Origin of the sequence: Modestobacter sp. DSM 44400, assembly GCF_900107175.1 — a bacterium.
Lineage (GTDB): Bacteria > Actinomycetota > Actinomycetes > Mycobacteriales > Geodermatophilaceae > Modestobacter.
In genome coordinates this window covers 62544-88408 of record NZ_FNOZ01000017.1, presented here as the reverse complement: position 1 = coordinate 88408, position 25865 = coordinate 62544, and the positions used below count along the sequence as shown (strand labels likewise).

The 25865-nt window shown below is 72.8% G+C and carries 25 protein-coding genes and 1 tRNA gene; 12 read left to right on the top strand and 14 right to left on the bottom strand.

The genetic code is table 11. From position 1 onward, the window contains the following. Positions 1–142: 142 nt before the first annotated feature. Together BLW04_RS12670 and BLW04_RS12665 are read left to right on the top strand one after the other, a co-directional pair. Positions 143–1411 carry an aspartate kinase gene (locus BLW04_RS12670; protein WP_091541331.1) on the top strand — a complete coding sequence of 423 codons (1269 nt, stop codon included), beginning with the start codon at positions 143–145 and terminating at the stop codon, positions 1409–1411. Next, on the top strand, positions 1408–2460 hold the full coding sequence (locus tag BLW04_RS12665; protein ID WP_091541327.1) for an aspartate-semialdehyde dehydrogenase: 1053 nt from the start codon (positions 1408–1410) through the stop codon (positions 2458–2460). Before BLW04_RS12670 ends, BLW04_RS12665 begins: the two co-directional genes overlap by 4 nt. 80 nt (positions 2461–2540) lie before the next feature. On the opposite strand, the gene BLW04_RS12660 is transcribed toward BLW04_RS12665, so the two are convergent. From BLW04_RS12660 to BLW04_RS12640, 5 genes are all read right to left on the bottom strand, one after another. Continuing rightward, on the bottom strand, positions 2541–4337 hold the full coding sequence (locus BLW04_RS12660) for a S9 family peptidase (protein WP_091541323.1): 1797 nt from the start codon (positions 4335–4337) through the stop codon (positions 2541–2543). A gap of 4 nt (positions 4338–4341) precedes the next feature. Beyond that, positions 4342–5460 carry a hemolysin family protein gene (locus BLW04_RS12655; protein ID WP_091541320.1) on the bottom strand — a complete coding sequence of 373 codons (1119 nt, stop codon included), beginning with the start codon at positions 5458–5460 and terminating at the stop codon, positions 4342–4344. Next, positions 5457–6821 carry a hemolysin family protein gene (locus BLW04_RS12650; RefSeq protein ID WP_091541316.1) on the bottom strand — a complete coding sequence of 455 codons (1365 nt, stop codon included), beginning with the start codon at positions 6819–6821 and terminating at the stop codon, positions 5457–5459. Before BLW04_RS12650 ends, BLW04_RS12655 begins: the two co-directional genes overlap by 4 nt. A 71-nt stretch (positions 6822–6892) precedes the next feature. Beyond that, positions 6893–6969, bottom strand: a tRNA-Pro gene (locus tag BLW04_RS12645). A 148-nt stretch (positions 6970–7117) separates the two neighbouring features. Next, complete coding sequence (locus BLW04_RS12640) at positions 7118–8029, bottom strand: metallophosphoesterase (RefSeq protein ID WP_091541310.1); 912 nt, start codon at positions 8027–8029, stop codon at positions 7118–7120. A 69-nt stretch (positions 8030–8098) separates the two neighbouring features. Here BLW04_RS12640 and BLW04_RS12635 point away from each other — a divergent pair, with 69 nt between their 5' ends. Next, positions 8099–8551 carry a GatB/YqeY domain-containing protein gene (locus tag BLW04_RS12635; RefSeq protein ID WP_091541304.1) on the top strand — a complete coding sequence of 151 codons (453 nt, stop codon included), beginning with the start codon at positions 8099–8101 and terminating at the stop codon, positions 8549–8551. A 97-nt stretch (positions 8552–8648) separates the two neighbouring features. On the opposite strand, the gene BLW04_RS12630 is transcribed toward BLW04_RS12635, so the two are convergent. From BLW04_RS12630 to BLW04_RS12615, 4 genes are all read right to left on the bottom strand, one after another. After that, positions 8649–11009: a penicillin-binding protein gene (locus BLW04_RS12630; protein ID WP_091541301.1), complete on the bottom strand. Its 2361-nt coding sequence runs from the start codon at positions 11007–11009 to the stop codon at positions 8649–8651. Positions 11010–11078: 69 nt separating this feature from the next. Then, positions 11079–12197, bottom strand: a complete 1119-nt coding sequence (locus tag BLW04_RS12625; RefSeq protein ID WP_217631019.1) for a fatty acid desaturase — start codon at positions 12195–12197, stop codon at positions 11079–11081. 114 nt (positions 12198–12311) lie between these two features. Then, positions 12312–13604, bottom strand: coding sequence for an ATPase BagB (locus BLW04_RS12620; protein ID WP_254781453.1), 1293 nt, complete (start codon positions 13602–13604; stop codon positions 12312–12314). Beyond that, positions 13601–14593, bottom strand: coding sequence for an ATPase BagA (locus tag BLW04_RS12615; protein WP_091541365.1), 993 nt, complete (start codon positions 14591–14593; stop codon positions 13601–13603). The genes BLW04_RS12620 and BLW04_RS12615 overlap by 4 nt, the downstream gene beginning before the upstream one ends. 61 nt (positions 14594–14654) lie before the next feature. Between BLW04_RS12615 and BLW04_RS26705 the strand changes: the two genes are divergently transcribed. Genes BLW04_RS26705 through BLW04_RS12600 form a run of 3 tightly spaced genes read left to right on the top strand, consistent with a single transcriptional unit; the run spans position 14655 to position 16097 of the window. Next, the gene (locus BLW04_RS26705) at positions 14655–14822 is read left to right on the top strand and encodes a DUF4177 domain-containing protein (protein ID WP_091541295.1); all 168 of its coding nucleotides are present in this window, start codon (positions 14655–14657) and stop codon (positions 14820–14822) included. Between the two features lie 10 nt (positions 14823–14832). Next, a complete protein-coding gene (locus BLW04_RS12605; RefSeq protein WP_091541292.1) occupies positions 14833–15303 on the top strand; it encodes a RidA family protein in 471 nt (156 codons plus the stop codon). Continuing rightward, complete coding sequence (locus BLW04_RS12600) at positions 15300–16097, top strand: NUDIX hydrolase (protein ID WP_091541289.1); 798 nt, start codon at positions 15300–15302, stop codon at positions 16095–16097. The genes BLW04_RS12605 and BLW04_RS12600 overlap by 4 nt, the downstream gene beginning before the upstream one ends. 77 nt (positions 16098–16174) lie before the next feature. Here BLW04_RS12600 and BLW04_RS12595 read toward each other — a convergent pair whose 3' ends face one another. Continuing rightward, positions 16175–16849, bottom strand: coding sequence for a Crp/Fnr family transcriptional regulator (locus tag BLW04_RS12595; protein WP_091541362.1), 675 nt, complete (start codon positions 16847–16849; stop codon positions 16175–16177). A gap of 146 nt (positions 16850–16995) precedes the next feature. Further along, positions 16996–17280: a hypothetical protein gene (locus BLW04_RS12590; protein WP_254781451.1), complete on the bottom strand. Its 285-nt coding sequence runs from the start codon at positions 17278–17280 to the stop codon at positions 16996–16998. A gap of 151 nt (positions 17281–17431) precedes the next feature. On the opposite strand from BLW04_RS12590, the gene nth reads away from it, so the two are divergent. From nth to BLW04_RS12565, 5 genes are read left to right on the top strand one after another with little or no spacing between them, the layout of a single operon-like run. Continuing rightward, positions 17432–18232, top strand: a complete 801-nt coding sequence (gene nth / locus BLW04_RS12585; protein ID WP_254781449.1) for an endonuclease III — start codon at positions 17432–17434, stop codon at positions 18230–18232. Next, positions 18229–18822 carry a TlpA family protein disulfide reductase gene (locus BLW04_RS12580; RefSeq protein ID WP_091541282.1) on the top strand — a complete coding sequence of 198 codons (594 nt, stop codon included), beginning with the start codon at positions 18229–18231 and terminating at the stop codon, positions 18820–18822. Before nth ends, BLW04_RS12580 begins: the two co-directional genes overlap by 4 nt. Further along, positions 18819–19595 (top strand): NUDIX hydrolase, encoded by a 777-nt coding sequence (locus BLW04_RS12575; RefSeq protein WP_254781447.1) that lies wholly within the window; start codon positions 18819–18821, stop codon positions 19593–19595. The genes BLW04_RS12580 and BLW04_RS12575 overlap by 4 nt, the downstream gene beginning before the upstream one ends. After that, a complete protein-coding gene (locus tag BLW04_RS12570) occupies positions 19592–20083 on the top strand; it encodes a plastocyanin/azurin family copper-binding protein (protein ID WP_091541278.1) in 492 nt (163 codons plus the stop codon). Before BLW04_RS12575 ends, BLW04_RS12570 begins: the two co-directional genes overlap by 4 nt. Before the next feature lie 4 nt (positions 20084–20087). Continuing rightward, positions 20088–21269: a MarP family serine protease gene (locus BLW04_RS12565; RefSeq protein WP_091541273.1), complete on the top strand. Its 1182-nt coding sequence runs from the start codon at positions 20088–20090 to the stop codon at positions 21267–21269. 93 nt (positions 21270–21362) lie between these two features. Here BLW04_RS12565 and BLW04_RS12560 read toward each other — a convergent pair whose 3' ends face one another. From BLW04_RS12560 to acs, 3 genes are all read right to left on the bottom strand, one after another. After that, positions 21363–22202: an alpha/beta fold hydrolase gene (locus BLW04_RS12560; RefSeq protein WP_254781445.1), complete on the bottom strand. Its 840-nt coding sequence runs from the start codon at positions 22200–22202 to the stop codon at positions 21363–21365. A 112-nt stretch (positions 22203–22314) separates the two neighbouring features. Continuing rightward, positions 22315–22815, bottom strand: a complete 501-nt coding sequence (locus BLW04_RS12555; protein ID WP_091541265.1) for a phage holin family protein — start codon at positions 22813–22815, stop codon at positions 22315–22317. A 177-nt stretch (positions 22816–22992) separates the two neighbouring features. Then, a complete protein-coding gene (acs, locus tag BLW04_RS12550; RefSeq protein WP_091541261.1) occupies positions 22993–24954 on the bottom strand; it encodes an acetate--CoA ligase in 1962 nt (653 codons plus the stop codon). Between the two features lie 127 nt (positions 24955–25081). Here acs and BLW04_RS12545 point away from each other — a divergent pair, with 127 nt between their 5' ends. Then, positions 25082–25813 carry a (2Fe-2S)-binding protein gene (locus BLW04_RS12545; protein WP_254781443.1) on the top strand — a complete coding sequence of 244 codons (732 nt, stop codon included), beginning with the start codon at positions 25082–25084 and terminating at the stop codon, positions 25811–25813. Positions 25814–25865 lie beyond the last annotated feature (52 nt).

The following is a 25865-nucleotide window of genomic DNA, read 5'->3' as shown; positions in this document are numbered from 1 at the left end:
CGCTACGACAAGAAAGCCGTCAACTACCGCGCCGGGATCGTCCTCGCCAGCATGATCATCTGGCTCACGACATGATCCAGGAGACACGCCCTAGGGCGCGCATGCGCCGGTCGGAGCCGCTGCGCCGGTAGTCTGTGGACCCGTGGCCCTTGTCGTGCAGAAGTACGGCGGTTCCTCCGTCGCGAACCCCGAGCGCGTGAAGCGCGTGGCCGAGCGCATCGTCCAGACCAAGAAGAACGGCGACGACGTCGTCGTGGTGGTCTCCGCTATGGGCGACACCACCGACGAGCTCCTCGACCAGGCCAGCCAGATCACCGCCGACCCGCCCGGTCGCGAGCTGGACATGCTGCTCACGGCCGGCGAGCGCATCTCCATGGCGCTGCTGGCGATCGCCATTTCCACCCACGGCTACGAGGCCCGCTCGTTCACCGGCTCGCAGGCCGGGGTGATCACCACCTCCAGCCACGGCCGGGCGCGGATCATCGACGTCACCCCGGGCCGGCTGCGGCAGGCGCTGGACGAGGGCTCGATCGTCATCGTCGCCGGCTTCCAGGGCGTCAGCCAGGACACCAAGGACATCACCACGCTCGGCCGCGGCGGGTCGGACACCACCGCCGTCGCCGTCGCCGCCGCCCTGCGCGCCGACGTCTGCGAGATCTACACCGATGTGGACGGCGTCTTCACCGCCGACCCGCGCATCGTCCCCAACGCCCGTCGGCTGGAGACGATCACCTACGAGGAGATGCTCGAGCTGGCCGCCTCCGGGGCGAAGGTGCTCATGCTCCGGTGCGTCGAGTACGCCCGACGGGAGAACATCCCGGTGCACGTCCGCAGCTCCTACTCACAGCTCCCCGGCACGATCGTCGCCGGCTCGATGGAGGACCTCACCGTGGAACAGGCCATCATCACCGGCGTCGCGCACGACCGCAGCGAAGGCAAGATCACCGTCTACGGCGTGCCGGACCGGCCGGGCGAGGCCGCGCAGATCTTCCGCGTCCTGGCCGACGCCGAGATCAACATCGACATGATCGTGCAGAACGTCTCGGCCGAGGCCAGCAAGCTCGCCGACATCTCCTTCACCCTGCCGGTCAGCGACGGCCCGACCGCGCTGGCCGCGCTGGAGCGGGTCAAGCACACCGTCGGCTACACCGACCTGCGCTTCGACCAGCACATCGGCAAGGTGTCGCTGGTGGGCGCCGGCATGCGGTCACACCCGGGTGTCTCGGCCAAGTTCTTCGGCGCGCTCGCCGACGCCGGGGTGAACCTGGAGCTGATCAGCACCTCGGAGATCCGCATCTCGGTGACCTGCCGGGACACCGACGTCGACCTCGCCGTCCGCGCGGTGCACGACGCCTTCGATCTCGGCACCGATCAGGCCGAGGCCGTCGTCTACGGAGGGACCGGACGATGAGCAGCTTCGCCCGTGACGGCTTGCGGGTCGGCATCGTCGGCGCGACCGGCCAGGTGGGCGGCGTGGTGCGCCGTCTCCTCGCCGAGCGCGCCTTCCCCCTCGCCGAGTTGCGGTTCTTTGCCTCGGCCCGCTCGGCCGGCAGCACCCTGCCCTGGGCCGGCGGCGAGATCACCGTGGAGGACGCCGCGACCGCGGACCCGGCCGGCCTGGACATCGCCATCTTCTCCGCCGGCGCGACCACCTCCCGGGCGCAGGCGCCGCGCTTCGCCGCGGCCGGGGTGACCGTGATCGACAACAGCTCGGCGTGGCGGCGGAACCCCGACGTCCCGCTGGTGGTCAGCGAGGTCAACCCGCAGGCGCTGGCCGAGATGCGCAGGGGCATCATCGCCAACCCCAACTGCACCACCATGGCCGCGATGCCGGTGCTCGCACCGCTGCACGCCGAAGCGCAGCTGACCCGGATCGTCGCCAGCACCTACCAGGCGGTGTCGGGCAGTGGGGTGGCCGGCGTGGAGGAGCTCGACGGCCAGGTGAGGGCAGCCGTCGACAAGGCCGCCGAGCTCACCCACGACGGTTCGGCGGTGACCTTCCCCGAGCCGCAGAAGTACGTGCGACCGATCGCCTACAACGTGCTGCCGCTGGCCGGCTCGATCGTCGACGACGGATCGTTCGAGACCGACGAGGAGCAGAAGCTCCGCAACGAGAGCCGCAAGATCCTCGGCATCCCTGACCTGCTGGTCTCCGCCACCTGCGTGCGGGTGCCCGTGTTCACCGGGCACTCGCTGTCGCTGAACGTCGAGTTCGCCCGCCCGCTGTCGGTCGATCGGGCCACCGAGCTGCTCGCATCCGCTTCCGGAGTCGAGCTCTCCGACGTCCCGAACCCGCTGCAGGCCGCCGGCCGCGACCCGAGCTACGTGGGTCGCATCCGGCAGGACCCGGGCGTCCCCGACGGCCGCGGCCTGGCGCTGTTCATCAGCAACGACAACCTGCGCAAGGGCGCGGCGCTGAACACCGTGCAGATCGCCGAACTCATCGCCGCCAACCGCTAGCGGAACCGCCAAAATGGCCATTTCGGCGGCAGGGGGATCCGGTCACCTTCAGCGGTCGGCAAGAATGGCCATCGTGGCCCTCAGGGCTTCACGTGCCGCAACGCGAAGTCCAGAGCCACCTCCACCTGGCGGATGGTCTCCTCGACCACCAGCGACCCGTGGCCGGCGTCGAACCGGTACACCTCGTGCGGCTTGCCCCGCTCGTCCAGCGCGGTGAGGTAGTTGTCGATCTGCCGGATCGGGCAGCGCGGGTCGTTGGCGCCGGCGACCACGAGCATGGGCGCGGCCACCGCATCGACGTAGGTCAGCGGCGAGGAGCGCACGTAGACGTCGTGCACCTCGGCCGGCGAGCCCCCGAACAGCGCACGGTCGTAGGCACGCAGGCCCTCCATCTCGTCCTCGTAGGCGGCCAGGTAGTCCGCCACCGGGACCTCGGCGATGCCTGCGGTCCAGCGCTCGGGCTGGGTGCCCAGGCCGAGCAGGGTGAGGAATCCACCCCACGAGCCGCCGGACAGGATGGTGCGGAACGGGTCGACCACGCCCTCGGCGACCAGCGCGTCGTAGACGGCAGCGACGTCCTCGAGCTCGGTGAGCCCCGGCCGGCCGGTCAGCGCGTCCCGCCACTCGCTGCCGTAGCCGGTCGACCCGCGGTAGTTCACGTGCACCACGGCGTACCCGGCGTCGACGTAGGCCGCCCGGCGGGCGCGGTAGGAGTCGTCGTCCTGCGCCTCCGGCCCGCCGTGCACCAGGAAGGCGGTCGCGTACGGGGCGGTCCCGGCCGGGCGGACCAGCAGGGCGTGCACGTTGCCACCGGGGCCGGGCACCCAGCGGTCCTCGACCGGGTACGCGGCCGGCGGCTCGTTGCCGGGGGCGGCCAGGACGACGGGACCGTCGGCCCGGCGGATCACCGGCGGCCGTTCGGACGACGACCAGGCGAGTTCCACGCTGCCGTCGGGCCGCGCCGTGGCGCCGCGGACGACGCCGCGCGGGGTGTCCAGCGCCTGCACTGTCCCGGTGACCAGGTCGTAGCGGTACAGCTCGCTGCGCGCGGCGGTGTCGTGCCCGACGAGCAGCGCGGTGCCGTCGGGGTACCAGCCGGCGGTCACGTCGCCGGGCAGGTCGAGCACCAGCTCGGTTTCGGCGCCGCTGACGACGTCCCAGACCAGCAGCTCCTCGCGGCCGCGCCGTTCGTGGCCGACCAGCAGCCGGGTGTCACCGGGCCGCGGGGCGAAGGCGAGCGCGTGCAGTCCGCGGCCCTCGCCGTCCCACTTGTCGGCGACCACCGACCGGTCGGTGGTGCGCACCACCCGCAACGCCGGGTAGCGGGGGTCGCCGTGCTCCGAGTGGGAGTAGACGAGCAGCGTGTCGTCGTGGGACAGCGCATCGACGCCGGCGGTGTCCGGAGTCGAGTAGAAGACCGACGGGGTGCCGCCGAGGGGGCCGAGCCACAGCTCGCTGCCGTCGTCGGTGGACCGGCCGACCGCGACCATGACCCGGCCGATCTCCAGCCCGGCGGGGTAGGCGGGCCCCACGTCGGGGAGCGCCACCGCGTCGTCCCCGCCGGCGAAGGGCTGGGTGCACCAGACGCCGAACTCGTCGCCGTCGGTGTCGGCGAACCACCAGATCGTCTCGCCGTCCGGGCTGAGGGTGCCGTACGCCGTCCCGTTGGGCCGGTCGGTGACCTGGCGGTGGGTGTCGGTGTCGCGGTCCCAGGCGTACTGCTCGACGACGCCGCTGACGTCGGAGGAGTACAGGCAGCGCTGGGGGGCGTCCTCGGCCCAGTCGGGGAGGCTGACCCGCGGGGCGCGGAAGCGCGCCTGCCAGCGGGCGGTGATCTCGGGCGGCAGGGCGGTGGCAGGGGTCGGCTCGGCGCTCACCGGCTCATCTTCCCCCGGCGCCCGCACCCGCTGTGCCCCCGGCCCGAGCCCCGACCTCCGACGCGGTGCCGGCCAGCGCCTCTTGGCGGCCGTCGACGACGGCGTCCCGGACGTCGCCGATCAGCGTCTCCAGCACGTCCTCCAGCGCCACCAGGCCGAGCAGCCGGCCGTCGGCGACGACCCGGCCCAGGTGTGCGCCCGAGCGGCGCATCGCGTGCAGCACCTCCGGCAGCGGCTCGTCGGGGGAGAAGTCGACGAAGGCGTTGACCGCCTGGTCCGGCACCGGCTGGTCGCGGGACGTCGGCCCCGAGCCCAGCACGTCCTTCACGTGCACGTACCCGATCAGCGCACCATCGGCGCCGCGCACCGGGTACCGGCTGAAGCCGTGCTCGGCGACCACGCCCTCCAGGTCCCGGGGCGTGGAGTTCCGCGGCACGGTGACCAACGAGTCGGGGAAGAGCATCACCGAGCCCGCGTCGTGCTGCTCGAAGGTGAGCGCACCGGCGGCGAGCTCGCTCACCTCGCTGCCCAGCAACCCCTGCTGCCGCGACTGGCTGATCATCGAGCGGATCTCCGACTCGTCGAAGCTGGCCGAGATCTCGTCGGTGGGCTGCACGCCGAACAACCGGACGAAGCCGTTCGCGGTCACGTTGAAGAACCAGATGAAGGGCTTGAGCAGCCGCACCAGGACGGCGAGGGGTGGGCCCAGGGCGATCGCGGCGCGGTCCGGGCCGGCGATGGTGATGTTCTTGGGCACCAGCTCGCCCAGCACCATGTGCAGCACGGTGACCAGTGCGAGGGCGATCACCAGCGACACCGGGTGCAGCAGGGCATCGGACGCGCCGACCGCCGCCAGCGGTGCCTCCACGAGGTGTGCGACTGCGGGCTCGCCGACCGCACCGAGGCCCAGCGAGCACAGCGTGATGCCCAGCTGCGCGCCGGCCATCATCTGGGACACGTCGCGCATCGCCGCGAGGGTCTTCTGCGCCCGCACCGAGCCGGCGGCCGCCCGCGGCTCGATCTGGTCGGCCCGGGCGGACACCAGGGCGAACTCCGCGGCAACGAAGAAGGCGTTGCCCAGCAGCAGGGCGACGAGCAGCAGGAGGCTCAGGACCTCGTTCATGCCTGCGCCACCGCCTGCTCGCGACCCGCCGGTGCGCCCGGAGCGTCGTCCCGGCCCTGGTCGTCGTCCTGGGGCAGTGGCAGGGCGCGCAGCCGCGCCACCCGCCGTCCCTCGACGCCGGTGACGGTCAACCGGACGCCGCCCACCTCCACCGCATCGCCCTCCTCGGGCAGCCGGCCGAGCCGTTCTACGACGAAGCCGGCGATGGTCTCGTAGCGGCCCTCCGGGACGTCGATGCCGGTGCGGTCGCGCACCTCGTCGGGGCGGAGCAGGCCGGAGACGTCCCAGCCGCCGCCGTCGACCCTGCGCAGCTGCCGGAGCGGGCGGTCGGTCTCGTCGGTGATCTCCCCGACCAGCTCCTCGACGATGTCCTCGAGGGTCACGATGCCGTGGGTGGCGCCCCACTCGTCGACGACCAGCGCCAGCTGAAGGCCCTGCTCGCGGAGCTGGTCCAGCAGCGGGTCCAGCCGCAGCGACGAAGGAACGGCGAGCACCGGGGCGGCCAGCTCGCCGGCGGTCCGCTGCTCGCGCTCGGCGTCGGGGACGGCGACGGCGTTCTTCACATGCACCACGCCGGTGACCTCGTCCAGGTCGGCGCCGTAGACCGGGAAGCGGCTGTTGCCCGAGCGGATGGCGGCGTCGATCACGTCGGCGGCGGTGGCGCTCGCGCTCAGCGTCCACAGCCGGGTGCGTGGGGTCATCACATCGGTGGCGTACTTCTCGCGCAGCCCCAGCGAGCGGCTCAGCAGCCGGGCGGCGACGGGAGAGAGGTCGCCGTCCTCGGCCGACCGGCGGGCCACCGAGGCCAGCTCCTCGGCGCCCCGGACGTCGTCCAGTTCCTCCCTCGGCTCGATTCCCATCCGGCGCACGATGCCGTTGGCCAGCGCCTGCAGCACCCGGACGACCGGGCCGGTCACCGTGGTGAAGGCGCGCATGCCCGGGGCGACGAGCGAGGCGGTGCGCAGCGGGCGGGCGATGGCCAGGTTCTTGGGGCCGAGCTCGCCCAGCAGCATCTGCAGGAAGGTCGCCAGCGCGATCCCCATCGCCACGGCCACGGGACCGACGGCGCCCTCGGGCAGCCCGAGCCCGGTCAGCACCGGTTCGAGCAGCCCGCCCAGCGCCGGTTCGGCGAGGAAGCCGACGATCAGCGTGGTGAGTGTGATGCCCAGCTGGGCGGCCGACAGCTCGGTCGACAGCCCGCGCAGCGCCCGGACCACGCCGGCGGCACCGCGGTCACCGGCGTCGGCGGCCTGCTGGGCCTGCCCGCGGTCGACGGTCGTGAAAGCGAACTCGGCTGCCACGAAGAAGCCGGTCAGTGCGGTGAGCAGCACCGCGGCCAGCAACAGCAGCCACTCGGTCATCCGTGCACCTGTGCCCGGCGCGAGAGGCCCGGAAACGACTCAGGGACCGCCGATCGGCGGTCCCTGAATGCTGGTCGGGGTGACAGGATTTGAACCTGCGGCCTCGTCGTCCCGAACGACGCGCGCTACCAAGCTGCGCCACACCCCGAGGTGCGCGGACAACTGTAACCGACGCACCTGGCGGCCGTTCGGCCCCCTGCAGGGTCCCACCGCCGAGCGTCGGGACGTGCTGGAACGGCCCCGCTGCAGGGTCCTGCCGCGAGCGTGCGAGTGGCGGGGGGCAGCGGGGTCCTTTTTCAGCCGGTCCGGGCGGTCAGGGTCAGTAGTGTCGCCTCCGGCGGGCAGGCGAAGCGCACCGGGGCGTACGGGCTGGTGCCCAGGCCGGCCGAGACGTGCAGCCACGTGCCGGCCGGGTGCTCCGGTGACGGGTCGGCCCAGCGGTGCAGCCAGCGGACGTGCTCCCGGTCGAGGCCACAGTTGGTGACCAGGGCGCCGTAGAAGGGCACGCGCAGCTGGCCGCCGTGCGTGTGCCCGCACAGCAGCAGGTCGTAGCCGTCGGCGGCGAAGCGGTCTAGCACCCGGGGCTCGGGGGAGTGGACCAGGCCCAGCCGCACGTCAGCGGCCTGGTCGGCCGGGCCGGCCACCAGCTCGTAGCGGTCCCGTTTGAGGTGCGGGTCGTCCAGTCCGGACAGGCTGATCCGCCGGCCGTCCACGGTGAGCTCCCCACGGGCGTTGGTGAGGTTGGCCCACCCGCGGGCGATCATGCCGTCGCGCAGGTCCCGCCAGGGCAGATCGATGCCCTGCACCCGCTTGTGCTCGGTCCGGAAGTACTTCAGCGGGTTCTTGGGGCGCGGGGCGTAGTAGTCGTTGCTGGACAGGACGAACGCGCCGGGGAGGTCCATCAGCGGGTCCAGCGCCTGCAGCGTGGCCGGCACGGCCGCCATCCCGGCCAGGTTGTCGCCGGTGGTGATGACCAGGTCGGGCTCGAGTGCGGCCAGCCCGGCGACCCACTCCTGCTTGCGGGTCTGACCGGCGGTCATGTGCAGGTCCGACAGCTGCAGGACCGTCAGCGGCCGGGAACCCGGGGCCAGCACCGGCACGTCGAAGCGGCGCAGTGTCCAGTGGGTGCGCTCGTAGAGGCTCGCGTAGGCCACGGTCGCGGCGCCGGTGGCGAGGACAGCGGTGGGGACGGCGGTGATCGCGCGCATCCCGGAAGACTAGGGGGCGCCGCGGGAAAGCCGTCGTCCCCGCCGGCGGGCGGGTGGGAGGCTGAGGGCGTGCCCCAGCTGAAGGACCGACTCCGATCCGATCTGACCACCGCCATGAAGGCCCGCGACGAGCTGCGCACCGCGACGCTGCGCATGGTGCTGTCCGCCGTGAGCACCGAGGAGGTGTCCGGCAAGGAGGCCCGCGAACTCTCCGACGACGAGGTCCAGGCCGTGCTGCGCCGGGAAGCGAAGAAGCGCCGTGAGGCGGCCGAGGCCTTCGCCGGTGCGGGCCGGGCCGACCAGGCAGCGCGGGAGCAGGCGGAGGAAGGGGTTCTCGTGGACTACCTGCCCGCGCAGCTCGAGGACGCCGACCTGGTCGCCATCGTCGCCGACGTGGTCACCCGAACCGGCGCGTCGGGGATGAAGGACATGGGCAAGGTCATGGGGGCGGTGACCCGGGAGGTGGCGGGCCGGGTCGAGGGTGGCCGGGTGGCCGCCGAGGTCCGCCGCCAGCTCGGCTGAAGAAGGACCCCGCTACCGGCCCCGCTCCGGCCCGGCCCGGCCCGGCTGCAGGGTCCCGCTGCAAGTGTGCGACCAGTGGGGGCAGCGGGGTCCTGTTTCAGCCCGGCAGGCCGTCGCCGTTGGTGTCCGGCGGCGGTGCCGGCGCGGCCGGAGGAGCGGGGGCCGGTGCGGGGGCCGGCGCGGGGGCCGGCGCGGGTGCCGGCGCGGGTGCGGGGGCCGGCGCGGGTGCCGGCGCGCGGCGGCGGCCCCTGCCGTTGCTCACCTGGATGGTGACCTGCTGGCCGGGATTGGCCGCTGCGCCCGCCCGCGGGCTGGTGCCCAGGAACGTCCCGGCCGACTGGGCGCTGGTGACCTGCGCGGTCCGCGTGGTGTAGCCGGCCTGGGTGAGGGCTTCCTGGCACGCGTCCACCGAGTCGCAACTCGGCACCGTCGGTCGGTTGCCCGCGACGACGACCGGGTCGGCCGGCGGGAAGTCGTGCGCCGGCTCATTGGCCAGGATGGGCGCCATCGCATCGTGGTAGATGGTGGCGGGCTTGTTGCCGCCGTAACCGCCGACGTTCTCCTGCTTCTTGGGGTTGAAGACCATCACGCTGGCCGTGTAGTCGGGCGTCGACCCGATGAAGGTGGCCGAGTTGTTGTCCTGCGAGGTACCGGTCTTGGCGGCGATCTGGTGCCCGGGGATCGCGGCCCGCTTCGCGGTGCCGAAGGACTGCGTGGTGTCCCCGATCATGATCTGGTTCAGCGTGGTGGCCACGCCGGCGGGGATGGCCTCGGGGGTGCACTGGTCGCCGGCGTACACCGGCGTCCCGTCCTCCTTCAGCGCCGGCTCACCGTTACTGCCCAGGATCGAGACCAACGGCGTGGGCGCGCACCGGGTGCCGTTGGCGGCCAGCGTGGAGTAGGCACTGGCCAGGTCCAGCGGGCTGGTGGCGTAGGGGCCGAGGGTGAAGGACCCGTTGTTCTCGGCGATGATCTGGTCCAGCGACTTCTGGTTGGGCTGGTCGAAGTGCATGCCCATCGCCGCGGCCATCCGGGCCGGCGCCTCGATGGTGCCCAAGGCGTCCTCCAGCGCTACGAAGTAGGTGTTGGAGGACATGACCAGCGCCTTCTCCATGTCCAGCGTGTCGGGGTAGTTGTTGCCCACGTTGCTGATCGTGTACGGCTTGCCGCCGTTCTTGTAACGCTTGGACGTGTACGGCTGCGGGGTGGTGATCGTGTAGTGCGAGCCGTAGCCCTGCGCCAGGGCGGCCGCGGCGGTGAACGTCTTGTAGGTCGAGCCGGCGCCGGCGCTGGCCGTGGTGTTCAGGTTCACCGACTCGCACTCGTACTCGCTGCAGCCGTAGCGGCGGTTGACGCTCATCGCCAGCACGTGCCCGGTGCCCGGCTGCACGGCGGTGAAGACACCGGCCAGGTCGTTGCCGCCGCCCATCGGGAGGGTATTGAGCACCGCCTGGTCGCCGGAGGCCTGGATGTCGGGGCGCAGCGTGGTCTGGATCGTCCAGCCGCTGTTCTCCAGCCGGGTCTTGGTGATCTTCAGCTGCTGGCTGAGGTAGGTCTGCAGGTAGTCGCAGAAGTACCCGCCGATGGTGGCCGAGGAGCAGCCGTTCGGGGCCTTGGCGCCTTCGGCGGCGGTCTGGATCGGGCTGGCGGAGACGTCGGCCAGCTCCTGATCGGTGATGTGGCCCAAATCGTGCATCCGGTTCAGCACCTGGTTACGCCGGGTCTGCGCGGCCTCGGGGTAGGCGATCGGGTTGAACTTGGGGCTCTGCACCAGGCCGGCCAGCACGGAGGCCTGGGGGAGGGTGAGGTCGGCGGCGTTGACGCTGAAGTAGGTCTGTGCGGCGGCCTGGATGCCGTAGGCGCCCGCGCCGAAGTAAGCGATGTTGAGGTAGCGGGTGAGGATCTCGTCCTTGGAGTAGGTCTGCTCCAGGGCGAGGGCCAGCCGGGCTTCCTTGAGCTTGCGGCCCACGGTTTCCGCGTCGGCTGCCTGGCGCTCCTCGCTGGTCTTCGCCGTCTGCAACAGGGTCTGCTTGACCAGCTGCTGGGTCAGCGTCGAGCCGCCCTCCTCGACGCCGCCGGCGGCCACGTTGGTGACCAGCGCGCGCAGCGTGCCCTGTACGTCGATGCCGTTGTGCTCGTAGAAGCGGGAGTCCTCGATGTCGACGATCGCCTGCTTCATGATCGGCGCGATCTGATCCGCCGTCGCCGGGGTGCGGTTGTTCGAGTAGAACTCCGTGATCAGCGACCCGTCCGCGGCCAGCACCTTGGTGTTGCCGTTCGGCGTCTGGTCGGTGAGCTCCACCGGCAGGGCGTCGAGCAGGGAAGCGGAGTTGCGGGCCGCGAGGCCCGTCCCCCCGACCCACGGGAACAGCATCGCGGCGACCAGGACGCCGGCCGCGACGACCATCGCGACCAGCTTGCCCAGGGCGCCGAGGCGGAAGCGCGCAGTATCAGACATCGCAGGCCAAGGTACCTGTCTCCGCGGGGGTGGTGCTCTGCCTCGGACCCCGACGCGCAGGCGTCTCGGTCACGGCGCGCCGTACCGGTTCGCTCGCGCGAAGGTGCCCATGTCGTTGAACCGGACGCCGTTGGCCGCGAGCACAGGGTGGATGTCGCGCTCCATCAGCTGACGCACGTAGCACGGGTCGGCCACGTAGAAGTGGTGGATCGGGTGTGTGCTGCCGAAGTTCAGGCAGAACACCTGGAACGGCATGAGGTACCAGCGGTTGAACACCTGGGTCTGCTGGAGGACGTTCCCCTGCTCGACGTCTCCCTGGTAGTGCATGTTGCTGCTGATGAAGTGCAGGCAGAAGCCGCGCCACACGTTCGGGCCGACCCACACGACTGTCAGCACGGTCAGGGCGTGCAGCAGGCCGTGCGGCACCGACGCACCCAGCCACCCGGCCACGTGCAGGCCCAGGAACGCGTACCAGATGCTGATCGCCACCGGTGTCAGTCCGACGCTCGCCTTGAGGATGGTCCGGCGCCACAGCGCGTCCTCGGCGTCCTTCGGCTTCGTGGTCACGATCCGCACCAGCGCCGGCACGTAGGGGTCGAGCAGGCTGTAGAGCCGGACGACGCCCCACGGCTTGCCGTTGGTGATCGACACCTCCTCTATGTCGTCCGGCAGGCCCGAGTAGGCGTGGTGCCTCAGGTGCAGCCGGATCCGGAAGACCGGGTTGATCGTGTACGGGCGGATCGCCCAGACGCCGAAGAGCAGCCCGTACCGGACCGCGCGGTGCCGGCGGAAGTACAGCGCGTGGATGAGGTCGTGCTCCACCTCGTGCCCGACCGCGGCGAACGCGGCCGAGAGCAGCAGCGTGACGTACCAGGGCAGGACGCCGGTCAGGTACAGCGCGCCGCTGCCGGCGAAGCCGAGGACGGCGACGGCGAACGCCGCGAGCCCGAGCGCGTCCTGGTGCCGCAGCACGGGGTGCTCCCGGCGGAGCTCCTGGGACCGCTGGCGGATCGCCGAGGTGATGACCCGCGCCCGCGCCCGGTCGTCGGCGGACAGGCCCGTGGTGTCGACCGGGATGTCGACGTCGGAGAGGTCCAGGGCGACGGCGTCGCCGGTTCGGAAGAGACCAAGCCCGTCGCCCGTCGGCCGCCCGACGTCCATTTTGTCGGTCCGGGGTGCTGCGGTCATCGGCTGCCTCACTCGAGTGGGGGAACGGTCGGCGCACCGTAACCGTGCGTGACCGGCCCGTCGAGATTGTGACCCCGCGTGTCACTCGCCACCTCCCCGGAGGTGGTGGGGGTCTCAGCTGGCGGGCTGGCGGACCGGCAGCACCCGGCTGCGCGGCGTTCCGGTGGGGGTGTCGCCCTCGGCCCCCAGCAGCGCGGCCGCCATCGTGCGCAGCCCGTCCAGGTCGTGCACGTCACCGGCCGCGGCCGGCACGGTCCGGATGCCGACCTCCGGGTGGGCGCTGGTGAACCGGTCGGCCAGCCGCTGCTCCCGGATGGCCAGGGTCATCCGCTCGGCGTGCACACGCAGCGCCCCGGCGGCGAGCTTGGCGCCCTTCCCGCCGGCCTCGGCCACCGCCTCCGCGGCGGCCTCCGCGCGGGTGGCCGACAGCTGGGTGGTCGCCGGCGGGTGGGTGCGGTTGAGCACCAGCCCGGCCAGCGGCATTCCCTCGGTGGACAGCCGGTCGACGAAGTAGGAAGCCTCCCGTAGTGCGTCGGGCTCGGGCGCGGCGACCACCACGAACGACGTCCCCGGCTGGCGGAGCAGCTCGTAGGTCGCGGTCGCGCGCTCGCGGAACCCGCCGAACATGGTGTCCAGCGCCGAGACGAACGCGGAGATGTCGGTCAGCAGCTGCCCCCCGAGAATCTTGCTGATGATCCGGCTGAAGATCATGAAGCCGGCCCCGACCAGCCGGACCCCGGCGCGGCCGCCGGCCCGGGCAGGTGCGGTCAGCAGCCGGATCATCGTGCCGTCGAGGAACCGGCTCATCCGGTTCGGGGCGTCCAGGAAGTCCAGCGCCGAGCGGGACGGGGGGGTGTCGACGATGACCAGGTCCCACCGCTCGCTGGCCCGCAGCTGCCCCAGCTTCTCCATCGCCATGTACTCCTGCGTGCCGGCGAAGGAGGAGGACAGCGCCTGGTAGAAGGGGTTGACCATGATCTGCTCGGCCCGCTCGGGGGTCGAGTGAGCGGTGACGACGTCGTCGAACGTCCGCTTCATGTCCAACATCATCGCGTCGAGCCGGCCGCTGGCCCCGGGGACCTCGACCTGCCGCGGCTCGTTGTCCAGCTCCTCCAGCCCGAGGGACTGGGCGAGCCGGCGGGCCGGGTCGATGGTGAGGACGACGACGGTGCGGCCGGCCTCGGCCGCGGCCAGCGCGAGGGCCGCCGACGTCGTGGTCTTTCCCACCCCGCCCGACCCGCAGCACACGACGATCCGGGTGTCCGGGTCGGCGACCAGCGCGGCCAGGTCCAGCGCCGGCGCGGTGTGGCCCTGCTGGGGAGTGGTGCCAGGCCCGGTGCTGTGCTCTCCTCGTGAGGTCGCCCGCTCGCTGCTGTGCTCACCTCGTGAGCTCGCCCGCTCGCTCACGCCGCGGCCTCGGTGCTCAGGTGGCCCTCGAGCCGGCCGGCCAGCTCGAACAGGCAGCCGACGTCGATCGGGCCCACGGACAGCGGCAGCTCCACCGTCGGGCGGCCGAACGCTTCCACCTCACCGCGCAGCGCGTCCTGCGCGACCCACCGCTGGGCGTGCTCGACGGCCTCGGCGGCCAGCCCGGCGACCACGTCGGGGCCGCCGGGCAGCGCGGCGGCCGCCAGGGCGGGGGCCAGATCGGCGCCGGTGAGCCGGCCCTCCGACGTCCGGGTCAGGCTGGCCGCCGGCAACAGCGGCTCGGCGGCCATGTTCACCACGACCGAGCCGACCGGCAGCCCGGCGGCGGTCAGGTCCCTGATCGCGTCGGCGGTCTCCTGCACGGGCATGTCCTCCAGCAGGGTCACCAGGTGCACCGCAGTCTGCGGGGAGCGGAGCACCGCCATGACCCCGTCGCTCTGGGTCTTGATCGGACCCGACCGGGCGAGGCCGGCGACCTCGCCGGTGACGTTCAGGAAGCGGGTGATCCGGCCGGTGGGCGGGGCGTCGACAACGACGGCGTCGTAGACGTGCCGGCCCTCGCGGCGTCGGGACACCGCCTCCTTGATCTTGCCGGTGAGCAGCACGTCCCGCAGCCCCGGCGCGATGGCCGTGGCGAAGTCGACGGCGCCCATCTTGCGCAGCGCCCTGCCGGCGCGCTTGAGGTTGTAGAACATGTCCAGGTACTCGAGGAAGGCCGCCTCGACGTCGATGGCCAGGGCCTTCACCTCGCCGCCGCCGCGGGTGACCGCCACCCGGCGCTCCTCGTAGGGCAGCGGCGGCGTGTCGAAGATCTGGGCGATGCCCTGCCGGCCCTCGGTCTCGATCAGCAGGACGTGGCGGCCGTCGGCGGCCAGGGCCAGGGCGAGGGCGGCGGCGACCGTGGTCTTCCCGGTGCCGCCCTTGCCGGTGACGATGTGGCACCGCACGGACGACGACTGGAGGCTCACCCGCACCAGCCTACGAGCGGTGGCGGACTCGGGCCCGTCCCGGCTGCGCTAGCGTCGCCGCATGAGCGAACGCCGCACCTGGGAGTACGCCACCATCCCGCTGCTGATCCACAACACCAAGGCGATCCTCGACTCGTGGGGTGTCGACGGCTGGGAGCTGGTCACGGTCCTGTCCGGGCCGGGCGGGGGCGACCAGCTGGTCGCCTACCTCAAGCGCCCGTCGAACTGAGGTCCCGGCAATGACTTCCCCGGCACCGTCCTGGCACGCCCGTCTCGCCGAACTGGGTGTCCGGCTGCCCCCGGTGGCCGCTCCCGTCGCGGCCTACGTGCCCGCGGTGCGCACCGGGCAGCTGGTCTTCACCTCCGGGCAGCTGCCCTTCGTCGACGGCGGGCTCCGCCGCACCGGCAAGGTCGGGGGCTCGGTGGAGATCGAGGAGGCCGCGGCCGACGCCAAGGTCTGCGTGCTCAATGCTCTGGCCGCCGTCGATGACCTGGTCGGGCTCGACTCCGTCGCGCGCATCGTCCGGGTGGTCGGCTACGTGGCGAGCGCCGAGGGGTTCACCGGCCAGCCACGCGTGGTCAACGGGGCGAGCGAGTTCCTCGGCCGGGTGTTCGGTGAGGCCGGCCAGCACGCCCGCAGCGCGGTCGGGGTGGCCGAGCTGCCGCTGGGCGCCCCGGTCGAAGTCGAGCTGACCGTTGAACTGAGATGAGTGAGGCAGTGCCCATCCGGCAGGCGGCGACCGTCCTGCTGCTGCGCGACGGCGCGGCCGGGGTGGAGGTCTACCTGCTGCGCCGCACCAAAGGGATGCCCTTCGCCGGCGGGATGACCGCCTACCCGGGAGGTGGGGTCGACCCCCGCGACGGCGACACCGACGTGGCGTGGGTCGGTCCGGCGGAGGGGGAGTGGGCAACCGCCTGGGGCTGCGACGAGCGCACCGCCCGCGAGCTGGTCTGCGCCGCGGTGCGGGAGACCTTCGAGGAGGCCGGCGTCCTGCTGGCCGGCCCGGCCGACGGGCCGAGTGTCGTCCCCGACGTGTCCGGCGACGAATGGGAGGCCCAGCGGAAGGCGCTGCTGGCCCGCGAACTGTCGATGGCCGAGCTGCTCGCCGGCCGCGGCCTGGCGCTGCGGGCGGACCTGCTGCGGCCCTACGCGCACTGGATCACCCCGCCCGGGGAGAAACGCCGATACGACACCAAGTTCTTCACCGCGCTGATGCCGGTCGGCCAGGAGGCGCGCGACGTCTCCGGCGAGGCCGACGAGGCGGTGTGGACGACGCCATCCGCGGCACTGGCCGAGTACGCCGCCGGCACCCGCCCGATGCTGCCGCCGACGGTGCACACGCTCCGCCAGCTCGAGTCCTTCCCGGACGCGGCCGCCGCGATCGCCGGCTCACCTCCCGCGTCGCTGGAGCCGATCAGCCCGACGTTCGAGCAGACCGACGAGGGTGTGCTTGCCGTGCTGCCCGACGGCACCCGCATCCGGATCCCACTTCCAGTGAGGTAGCGGAACCGCTGGGCGGTGCTGTCCAGCACATCAGGAGGGGGCCTGCGGCCCCAGGTGAGGAATGGCTTCGCGAAGCCTCACCTGGCGCGCCGGCGCAGCCGCTCCTCGTCGAGGACGACGACCGACTTGCCCTGCAGCTGGATCCAGCCGCGGTGCACGAAGTCGGCGAGCGCCTTGTTCACCGTCTCGCGGGAGGCGCCCACCAGCTGGGCGAGCTCCTCCTGGGTCAGATCGTGCTTGACCCGCAGCCCGTCGGTCTCGCGGCTGCCGAAGCGGTCGGCCATCTGCAGCAGCGCCTTGGCCACCCGGCCGGGGACGTCGGTGAAGATCAGGTCGGCGACCGAGTCGTTGGTGCGCCGCAGCCGGCGGGCCAGCACCTGCAGGAGCCGCTCACCCACCTCGGGGTGCGCCTCGATCCAGGGCCGGAGCATCGTCTGCGGCATCTTGGCCATCCGGACGTCGGTGACCGCGGTCGCCGTGGCCGTGCGCGGGCCGGGGTCGAACACCGACAGCTCACCGAACTGGTCGGAGGGACCCATCACGGCCAGCACGTTCTCCCGGCCGTCGGGGGCACGGCGGGACAGCTTGATCTTCCCGGAGAGGATGACGTAGAGGCTGTCGCCCGGCTCGCCCTCGTTGAAGACGACCCGGCCGCGCGGCAGCGTCACCGTTTCCAGGGAGCTGGCCACCGGCTCGACGGACTCCTCCGACAAACCCTGGAAGAGCCCGGACTGGGCAAGGACCTCGTCCACGTGCACCTCTCGCAACGTCCTCACGGGTGCGATGGCGACCCGCGTCACGGGCAGTCTAGGGCCTGTGGAGATCCGCACCACTGCGGAACGTCACCGGGATGCCCACTCTGGGTGGGACCGGCGGCGCGGCCAGGCCGGGTACCGTGTCAGTCCAGGTCAGAGTCGTCGTCGATGGACCGGACGCCCCGGTCGGTGACGGCCCGCCGGCCCGGGGGTGAAGCCGGCCGGCGCCGGCGGAGGCGCCACCGGGTCATCGCCCGGCGGATGCCTGACTGGGCGAGTGCGTCCACCTCGCCTACCGTCGCCGAGCCCAGGAACTCCTCCACCTCGCGCTGGGACGTGGGACGCCGCAACGGCTCCTCCACGCGCTCCATGACCAGCAGGAAGGCGATCAGCAGCGGTGGGAACAGGATGACGATGAGGGCGACCACGCAGCACCTCCTCGGCGACGTCTCCGGGCGGGTCGACCCTGGGGGGTCAACGGCGTCCAACGGGCGGGCCGCCCGGCGGGGTCCGGGGCGGCGCCCCGCCGTCGAGTATGACCCGTCGATGGGTGTCAGCAGCTCGGCCTACCCTCGTCGCGTGTCCCAGCCCGTCCTCCAGTCGGACCTCATCCGCTCCGTCAAGGCCCGGCGCCCGGGCCGGGCCGCGCGCCTCGGGGTGTCACCCTTCGACCCCGACGAAACCCCACTGGCCCGCACCCGGCGGGCCCGGCGGATGGCCCGCGAGCTGGCCGACATCCATTCCGACGCGCACTGCGAGCTGGACTTCACCACCCCGCTGGAGCTGCTCGTCGCCACGGTCCTGTCGGCGCAGACCACCGACAGAATGGTGAACCGGGTCAGCCCGGCGCTGTTCGCCCGCTACCCCGATGCGGTGGCCTACGCCGGAGCCGACCGGGGGGAACTCGAGGAGGTCCTCAAGCCCACCGGCTTCTTCCGCGCCAAGGCGAACTCGGTCATCGGCCTGGGGCAGACGCTCGTCGAACGGTTCGCCGGCGAGGTGCCCGGCAACCTGCCCGATCTGGTCACCCTCCCCGGCGTCGGCCGCAAGACGGCCAACGTCGTCCTCGGCAACGCCTTCGAGGTGCCCGGGCTGACCGTCGACACCCACTTCGGCCGGCTGGTCCGCCGCTTCGGCTGGACGGCGGAAGAGGACCCGGTGAAGGTCGAGACCGAGGTCGCCGAGCTGGTGCCGAAGAAGGAGTGGACGATCTTCTCCCACCGGGTGATCTTCCACGGCCGGCGTGTCTGCCACGCCAAGAAGCCGGCCTGCGGCGCGTGCGGGCTGGCCGCCTGGTGCCCCTCGTTCGGCATCGGGCCGCTGGACCCGGAGGTGGCCGGCAAGCTGGTCAAGAGCCCGGCCGCCTCGGACACCGAGTGACCCGCCCGTCCCGGCTGGCCGCCCCGCTGCTGGCGGTGGCCCTGCTGCTCGCCGGCTGCGCCAGCGGCTCGGACGACGACATCGCGGCCGCCCCCTCCAGTGCCGACGAGGTGGTGCCGGCCGACACCGACCTCGCCCCCTGCCCGGACCAGCCCGACCAGCCGGCGGCCGACAGCGACGTGTCCGACCTGCGCTTCGACTGCTTCAACGGCGGCTCCCTCGACTTCGCCAAGGCCCCCGGCGTCCCGACCGTGGTCAACCTCTGGGCCAGCTGGTGTGGTCCGTGCCGGGAGGAGCTGCCGATCGTGCAGCAGCTCGCCGACGCGTCCGGCGACCAGCTCCGGGTACTGACCGTCAACAGCCAGGACCGGGTCTCCGCCGCCACCTCTTTCGCGGCGGACGCCGGCATCACCATCCCGACCGCTGTCGACGCCAGCGGTGACCTCGCGGCCGGACTGGGCCTGCGCGGGCTGCCGTACACCCTCTTCCTCGCCGCCGACGGGTCGGTCGCCTACGTCCAGCGGGTGCCGGTCGACTCGCTGGCCGAGTTCGAGCAGCTGGTCGCCGAGCACCTCGGGGTGCAGCTGTGACCGCCACGGCGGACCTACCCGAGTACCTGCAACGCATGGTGGCCACCGCCGCAGACCTGCCGCTGCCCCGCCGGCACGGGAAGCCCAGCGAGACCGCTCGCCGGTCGGCGGTGCTGATCCTGTTCGGCGAGGGACAGGGCGGGCCGGACGTGCTGCTCATCGAGAAGTCCCAGCGGCTGCGCAGCCACGCCGGGCAGCCGGCGTTCCCCGGTGGCGGCGCCGACCCCGGGGAGGACTACCCGGTCGGCACCGCATTGCGCGAGGCGCACGAGGAGGTCGGCGTCGACCCGTCCGCGGTGCGGGTCGTCGCCACGCTGCCCGAGCTGTTCCTGGGCCCCTCGGACAACGTCGTAGTCCCGGTGGTGGGTTGGTGGGACGACCCGCGCGACATCGCCACCGGCGACCCGCACGAGGTCGCCCGGGTGGCCCGAGTGCCGCTCGCCGACCTGGTCGACCCGGCCAACCGGTTCCGCGTCCGGCACCCGGCGGGTTATGTCGGCCCGGCCTTCGGCGTCGCCGGCATGGTCGTGTGGGGCTTCACCGCCGGGCTGTTGGACGCCGTCCTGGAAGCGGCCGGGCTCAACCGGCCGTGGGACGACCGCGACGTCCGCCCGCTGGCCGTCCTGCCGCCCTCGCAGGAGTGGTCCGGTGAGGAGGAGGCCGAAAACGCCGACGTCGACCCGCTGGACGCGGACGTGGCCGACCGCGCCGCGCCGACGGTCGCCGAGGACGCCGGGTCACCGGCCGCGCCGCGTACGGTTCCGGGGCGATGAGCACCGCCCGCCGCACTCCACGCACGACGACCCTGCGCGCGCGCCGGCGGCGCGTACCCGCGGCCGCGCTCGGCGGTCTGCTGCTGGTGCTGGGCCTGCTCGCCGGGTGCGGCAACGGCGAGCCGACGCTGCCCGCGGCGACCCGGACGGCCGACGCGGCGGTGGGCACCGTCAGCGCCGCCCCGGACGGGGTCCAGGAGATCACCCTGGAGACCGGCGACGACTATGTCTTCACCCCGGTGAACTTCACCGTCGCCACGGGGCAGGTACGGCTGACCGTGCGCAACACCGCCACGCAGCTCACCCACAACTTCGCCTTCACCCCCGGCACGGGCCCCTCGACGATTGCCGAGGGCATCCCGCTGCTGGCGCCCGGGGAGTCGGACACCATCGAGTTCACCGTGACCGCGGCCGGCAACTACCCCTTCGAGTGCAGCTTCCACACCGCTCTCGGGCAGGTCGGCACGATGACGGTCAGCGGCGGCTGATCCCGTGTCCGTGGTGGACCTGGCGCTGATCGCGCTCGCCCTGCTGTTCGCGCTGTCGGGGTTCCGGCAGGGCCTGATCGTCTCGGTCGCCTCGTTCGTCGGCTTCTTCGGTGGCGCGGTGCTCGGCGCCCAGCTGTCCGGTCCGCTGGCCGACGACCTGGCCGACTCCACGGTGACCCGGGTCTTCGTCGCCCTCGTCGTCGTGCTGGCCGGGGCGCTGCTCGGCCAGTTGCTCGCCGGGGTGATCGGGCGGGCCGTCCGCAAGCGGGTCACCTGGGAACCGGCCAGGGCCGTCGACGCCGTCGCCGGGGCCGTCGTGTCGGCGCTCGCCGTCCTGCTGGTCGCCTGGATGGTGGCCATCCCGCTGGCGACCTCGCCGTTCCCCGTGGTGGCCGGCCAGGTCCGGCAGTCGACGCTGGTGCAGGCCGTCGACCAGGGCGTCCCGGACGGCGTCCGCTCGCTGTACGACTCGCTGCGGGAGGCCATCGACCGGCAGGGCCTGCCCGACGTACTCGATCCGCTCACCCCCACGCAGGCCCGCGACGTACCCGCGCCGGACCAGACGCTGCTGGCCAGGCCGGTCGTCGACAACGTCAAGGGGTCGGTGGTGCAGATCCGCGGCATCGCGATCTCCTGCGCGCGGCAGATCGACGGCTCCGGTTTCGTCTACGCCGACCAGCGGGTGATGACGAACGCGCACGTGCTGGCCGGGGTCACCGAGCCGGTGGTCACCGCGGAGGGCGAGAGCTACGACGCCACACCCGTCTACGTCGACGCCGAGACCGACGTCGCCGTGCTGTCGGTCCCCGGCCTTCCGGAGCTGCCGCTCGCCTTCGCGCCGGCTCCGGTCGACACCGGTGCCGACGCCATCGTGATGGGCTACCCGGGCGGCGGCGGGCTGTACGTCGGACCGGCCCGGGTGCGGGACCGCGGGGAGATCAGCGGCCCGGACTTTCGGGCGGACCAGACCGTGCAGCGCGACGTCTACGCCCTCTTCGGCCAGGTGCGGGCCGGAAACTCCGGCGGGCCGCTGTTGGCCACCGACGGCTCCGTGCTCGGGGTGGTCTTCGCCTCGGCCATCGACGACCCGGACACCGGCTACGCACTCACCGCCGCGGAGGTCAGTGACGCCGCCCGGGTCGGGCGGACCGCCGTCGCCGCGGTCGACACCGGCCCCTGCGAATGACCCACCTCCGGTGTAGGAGCGGACCGGCTACGCCGGGCTGCCGAGCCTCTTCGGTCCGGCCTTCGGCCCGATCTGACGATGGCTCCGCGATCGTCAGATCGCGAAGTCGGCGATCGCGGCGGTGACCTCAGCCGTTGCCTCCTCGTGCGGGAAGTGGCCCACGCCGGGTAGCTCGCGCCACTCGTAGGCGCCGGCCACGTAACGGTCCGAGCCGCGGGCGGTGGCCGGCAGTACGCAGCTGTCGACCGCGCCGTGCAGCTGCAGCGTCGGGGCGGTGATGGGCGCGGCCATCCGGCGGGCGAACCGCAGCCCGTCGGGGCGCACCTGGGACCGCCCGGCCCAGCGGAAGTACTCCATCGCCCCGTAGGCGGCCTGCGGGATCCGGGTCGCCGATCGGTAGCGGTCCACCGCCTCGGCGAAGTCGGCGGTCTGTACCCAGTCCGGCCCCGACCAGCGGCGCATCAGCTCGGCCACCGGGTCGTCGTCGGCGCGGGTCAGCTGCCGCTCGGGCAGCCGGGGCAGCTGGAAGGGCAGTGCGTAGGCCGACGCCCGGCGCTGACCCGCATCGGCCATCCCGGCCCGCATCCGGCGGGGGTGCGCGGTGCCCAGGACGACGAGCTTGCGTACCGTCCGCGGGTGCAGCGCGGCCATCGTCCAGCCGACCAGGCCACCCCAGTCGGAGCCGACGACGACGGCGTCCTGTTCGCCGAGCGCCCGGACGACGGCGGCGGCGTCGGAGGCCGCGGTCGGCAGGTCGTAGCCGCGCGGGGGCTTGTCGCTGGCCCCGTAGCCGCGCAGGTCGGGGGCGACCACCCGCAGCCCGGCGGCCGCCAGCCCGGTCAGCTGCGCCCGCCAGGCCCACCAGAACTGGGGGAAGCCGTGCAGCAGCAGCACGAGCGGGCCCTCGCCGGCCTCGGCGGCGTGCAGCCGCACGCCGTTGGCGGAAACGTCCCGGTGTGCCCAGGGACCGGGCAGCAGGACGCTCGTGGCATCGGGGCGCCCGGCGGGGCCGGGGCCGCCGGCGGGGGTGGTCAGTTCGGCGCGGTCAGCTCAGGCGGGCGTGCGGATCCTGTCGCACGACCTGGCCGTTGCGGACCACCGGCAGGTCGTGCTGCCGCTGCCCCGGGGCCTTGCGGCGCATCACGTCGGGGAGGTCGTGCAGCGTCTCGAGGGTGCGCTCGGGCTTCTCGATCTTCTTCAGCATCCGCCACCCCACCAGGCCGGCGAGCCCGGCGATCAGCAGGAGGAAGGCGAACACGATCAGGTAGGCGACCCAGCGGGCCAGCCCGAGCCAGGTGAGGAACTCGGCCAGGGCGATGAAGAAGAAGATGCCGGCGAAGGCGGCCATGACGCCCGCGACGGCGAAGGAGGCGATGCTCACGCCGCCGCGCTTGACCGACGTCCCGACCTCGGCCTTGGCCAGCTCGATCTCGCTGCGGATGAGCGTGGAGACGTCGGTCATGGCGCTCTTGGCGAGCGTGCCGAGCGAGGGCTCGGCCGGCCCGCCGGTCGGGCCGGGGACGTGCGTGGAGACGCTGTGGGCCACGGGGGTTCCTCCCTGGTCAGCGCCGATGTGCAGCGCGGTCGTTTCGCTGATCGTGCCGCATCATCGCGTCGCGCGCGTCCCGGTCCCCTCCTGAGGCCCCCTCCTCGGCCTCCCCGAGCGTCAGATGGCCCCCTGCAGGGCGCGCCCGAGCCTGCGAGGGGACCCAGGAGGGGTCCGTCAGTCTTCCTTGGCGCCGGGGAGCTTGCTGCTGATCAGGTCCATCACCGAGGAGTCGGTGAGCGTGGAGACGTCGCCCAGTTCCCGGTTCTCGGCGATGTCGCGCAACAGCCGGCGCATGATCTTGCCCGAACGGGTCTTGGGAAGCTCGGCAACGACCATGATCTGCCGCGGGCTGGCGATCGGCCCGATCTCCTTGCGGACGTGCTGGCGCAGGGTCTTCACCAGTTCTTCACCGGAGTCCTCGGCGTCCCCGCGCAGGATCACGAAGGCCACGATGCCCTGACCGGTGGTCGGGTCGGTGGCGCCGACGACGGCGGCCTCGGCGACGGTCGGGTGACTGACCAGCGCGGACTCCACCTCGGTGGTGGAGATGCGGTGCCCGGACACGTTCATGACGTCGTCGACCCGGCCGAGCAGCCAGATGTCGCCGTCCTCGTCGAGCTTGGCGCCGTCCCCGGCGAAGTAGACGCCCGCGCCGTACCGGCTCCAGTAGGTGTCCTTGTAGCGATCGTCGTCGCCCCAGATGGTGCGCAGCATCGCCGGCCACGGCTCGGTGAGCACCAGGTAGCCGGTGGCGCCGGCCTCGATGGGCTTGCCCTCCTCGTCGACCACGCTGGCCGCGATCCCGGGGAACGGGCGTTGCGCGGAGCCGGGCTTCAGCGTCGTCACGCCGGGCAGCGGGGTGACCATGTGCGCGCCGGTCTCGGTCTGCCACCAGGTGTCCATGACCGGGCAGCGGCCGCCGCCGATGATCTTGTGGTACCAGAGCCATGCCTCCGGGTTGATCGGCTCACCGACCGACCCGAGCAGCCGCAGCGAGGACAGGTCGAAGCCGGCCGGCACGTCCTCGCCCCACTTCATGAACGTGCGGATCGTGGTGGGCGCCGTGTAGAGCACCGTCACGCCGTACTCCTGGACGATCTCCCACCACCGGCCCTGGTGCGGGGTGTCCGGCGTGCCCTCGTACATGACCGAGGTGGTCCGGTTCGCCAGCGGCCCGTAGACGATGTAGCTGTGGCCGGTGACCCAGCCGACGTCGGCCGCCGTCCAGAAGACGTCGGTGTCGGGCTTGATGTCGAAGGTCGCCCAGTGGGTGTAGCTGACCTGGGTCAGGTAGCCACCGGAGGTGTGCAGGATGCCCTTGGGCTTCGCCGTCGTCCCGGACGTGTACATGATGTAGAGCGGGTGCTCGGCGTCGAAGGAGTCAGCCTGGTGCTCGGTCGACTGGCCGCCGACCACGTCGTGCCACCAGAGGTCGCGGCCCTCGGTCCACTCCACTTCCTGCTCGGTCCGCTTCACCACCAGCACGCTCCGGACGCCCTCGGTCTTCGTCAGAGCCTCGTCGACGTTCGGCTTGAGCGCGCTGGGCGCCCCGCGTCGGTAGCCGCCGTCGGCGGTGATCACGACCTTCGCACCGGCGTCGGTGATCCGGCTGGCCAGCGCGTCGGGGGAGAAGCCGCCGAACACGACCATGTGGACGGCGCCGATCCGGGCGCAGGCGAGCATGGAGACCACTGCCTCCGGGATCATCGGCAGGTAGATCGCCACCCGGTCACCGGACTGGACGCCGAGCTCGGTCAGCGCGTTGGCCGCCCGGCACACCTCGTCCTTGAGCTGGGCGTAGGTGATCGTCCGGGTGTCGCCGGGCTCGCCGACCCAGTGGTAGGCGACCTGCTCGCCGTGGCCAGCGTCGACGTGCCGGTCCACGCAGTTGACCGCCACGTTGAGCTTCCCGCCGGCGAACCACTTGGCGAACGGCGGGTTGCTCCAGTCCAGCGCCTGGTCCCACTCCTGGGTCCAGTCCAGCCGGCGCGCGGCGTCCTCCCAGAAGCCGACCCGGTCGGCCGCGGCCCGCTCGTACGCTTCCTCGCCGACATTGGCCTGCGCGGTGAACTCCGCTGGCGGGGGAAAGCCGCCTTCGGGGTTGGTCAGGCCGTGGGCCTCGGTCGTTCCGCTCATGTGGCACCTCCGGATCCGGGCGCCGCCGTTCCGGCCGGGCGGCGCTGACTCTCATGCACAACCTATGGCTTCGGTCACCCCCGCGTCGCCCGGACCTGACCTGCCCCGGAGGCGCAGACTGTCCGGAGTGAGGGACGAGGAGAGCGACGACGGCGCGCAGGCTGCCGTCGCAGCCCGGCTGCCCGGTGCGGCCGCGCTCGGGCTGGTCGCCCCGCCGATGGGCGTGGTGGTTCCGGCGACCCGGCTGGCCGACGCGTGGTGGACGGCACACGTGCTCACCGAGCGGGCCGCGCGCCAGCGCACGACCGACCGCCGGGTGCTGGCCACGGTGTGGTGGTATTCGGTGTCGAGCGTGCTGCTGACCCCGGCGCTGGCCGGGCTGGTCACCGGCCGGCCGCTGTCGGCCCGGCTGTCCGACACCCGGCTGCACCTGCTGTCCGGCGGGGTGCCGATCGCGGCGACCACCGCCGCCGGCCACTCCACCGACCTGGAAGCGGACCTGCGCGGCACGCTCACCGCGGTGGTCGGCGCGGTCGCCGAGGCCGGCGGCACGCGCACCCGCCCGCTGTGGGCCATCGCCACCGACTCCCTCGCCAACCGGCTGCTGGCGCTGGGCCGGGCGGTCGGCGACGTGGACGCCGTCACCGCGCTGGCCGGACCGCTGGCCGCCGCGATCGGGGCGCCGATGCCCGCCCCGCGCTACGTCGAGGTGGTCGGCACCCGCTTCACCCGGCGGGCGTCCTGCTGCCTGCTCTACCGGGTCCCGCACGAGGCCGTCTGCACCTCTTGCCCGCGGCGGGACCCGGCCGAACGCCAGGTGCTCCTGGAGGACGCCGCCGCCCGGATCCCCCCGGCATAGGAAGCTCTGCACCCGGTTCCGGCGCGAGAACCGGGGGGAAAGCTTCCTATGC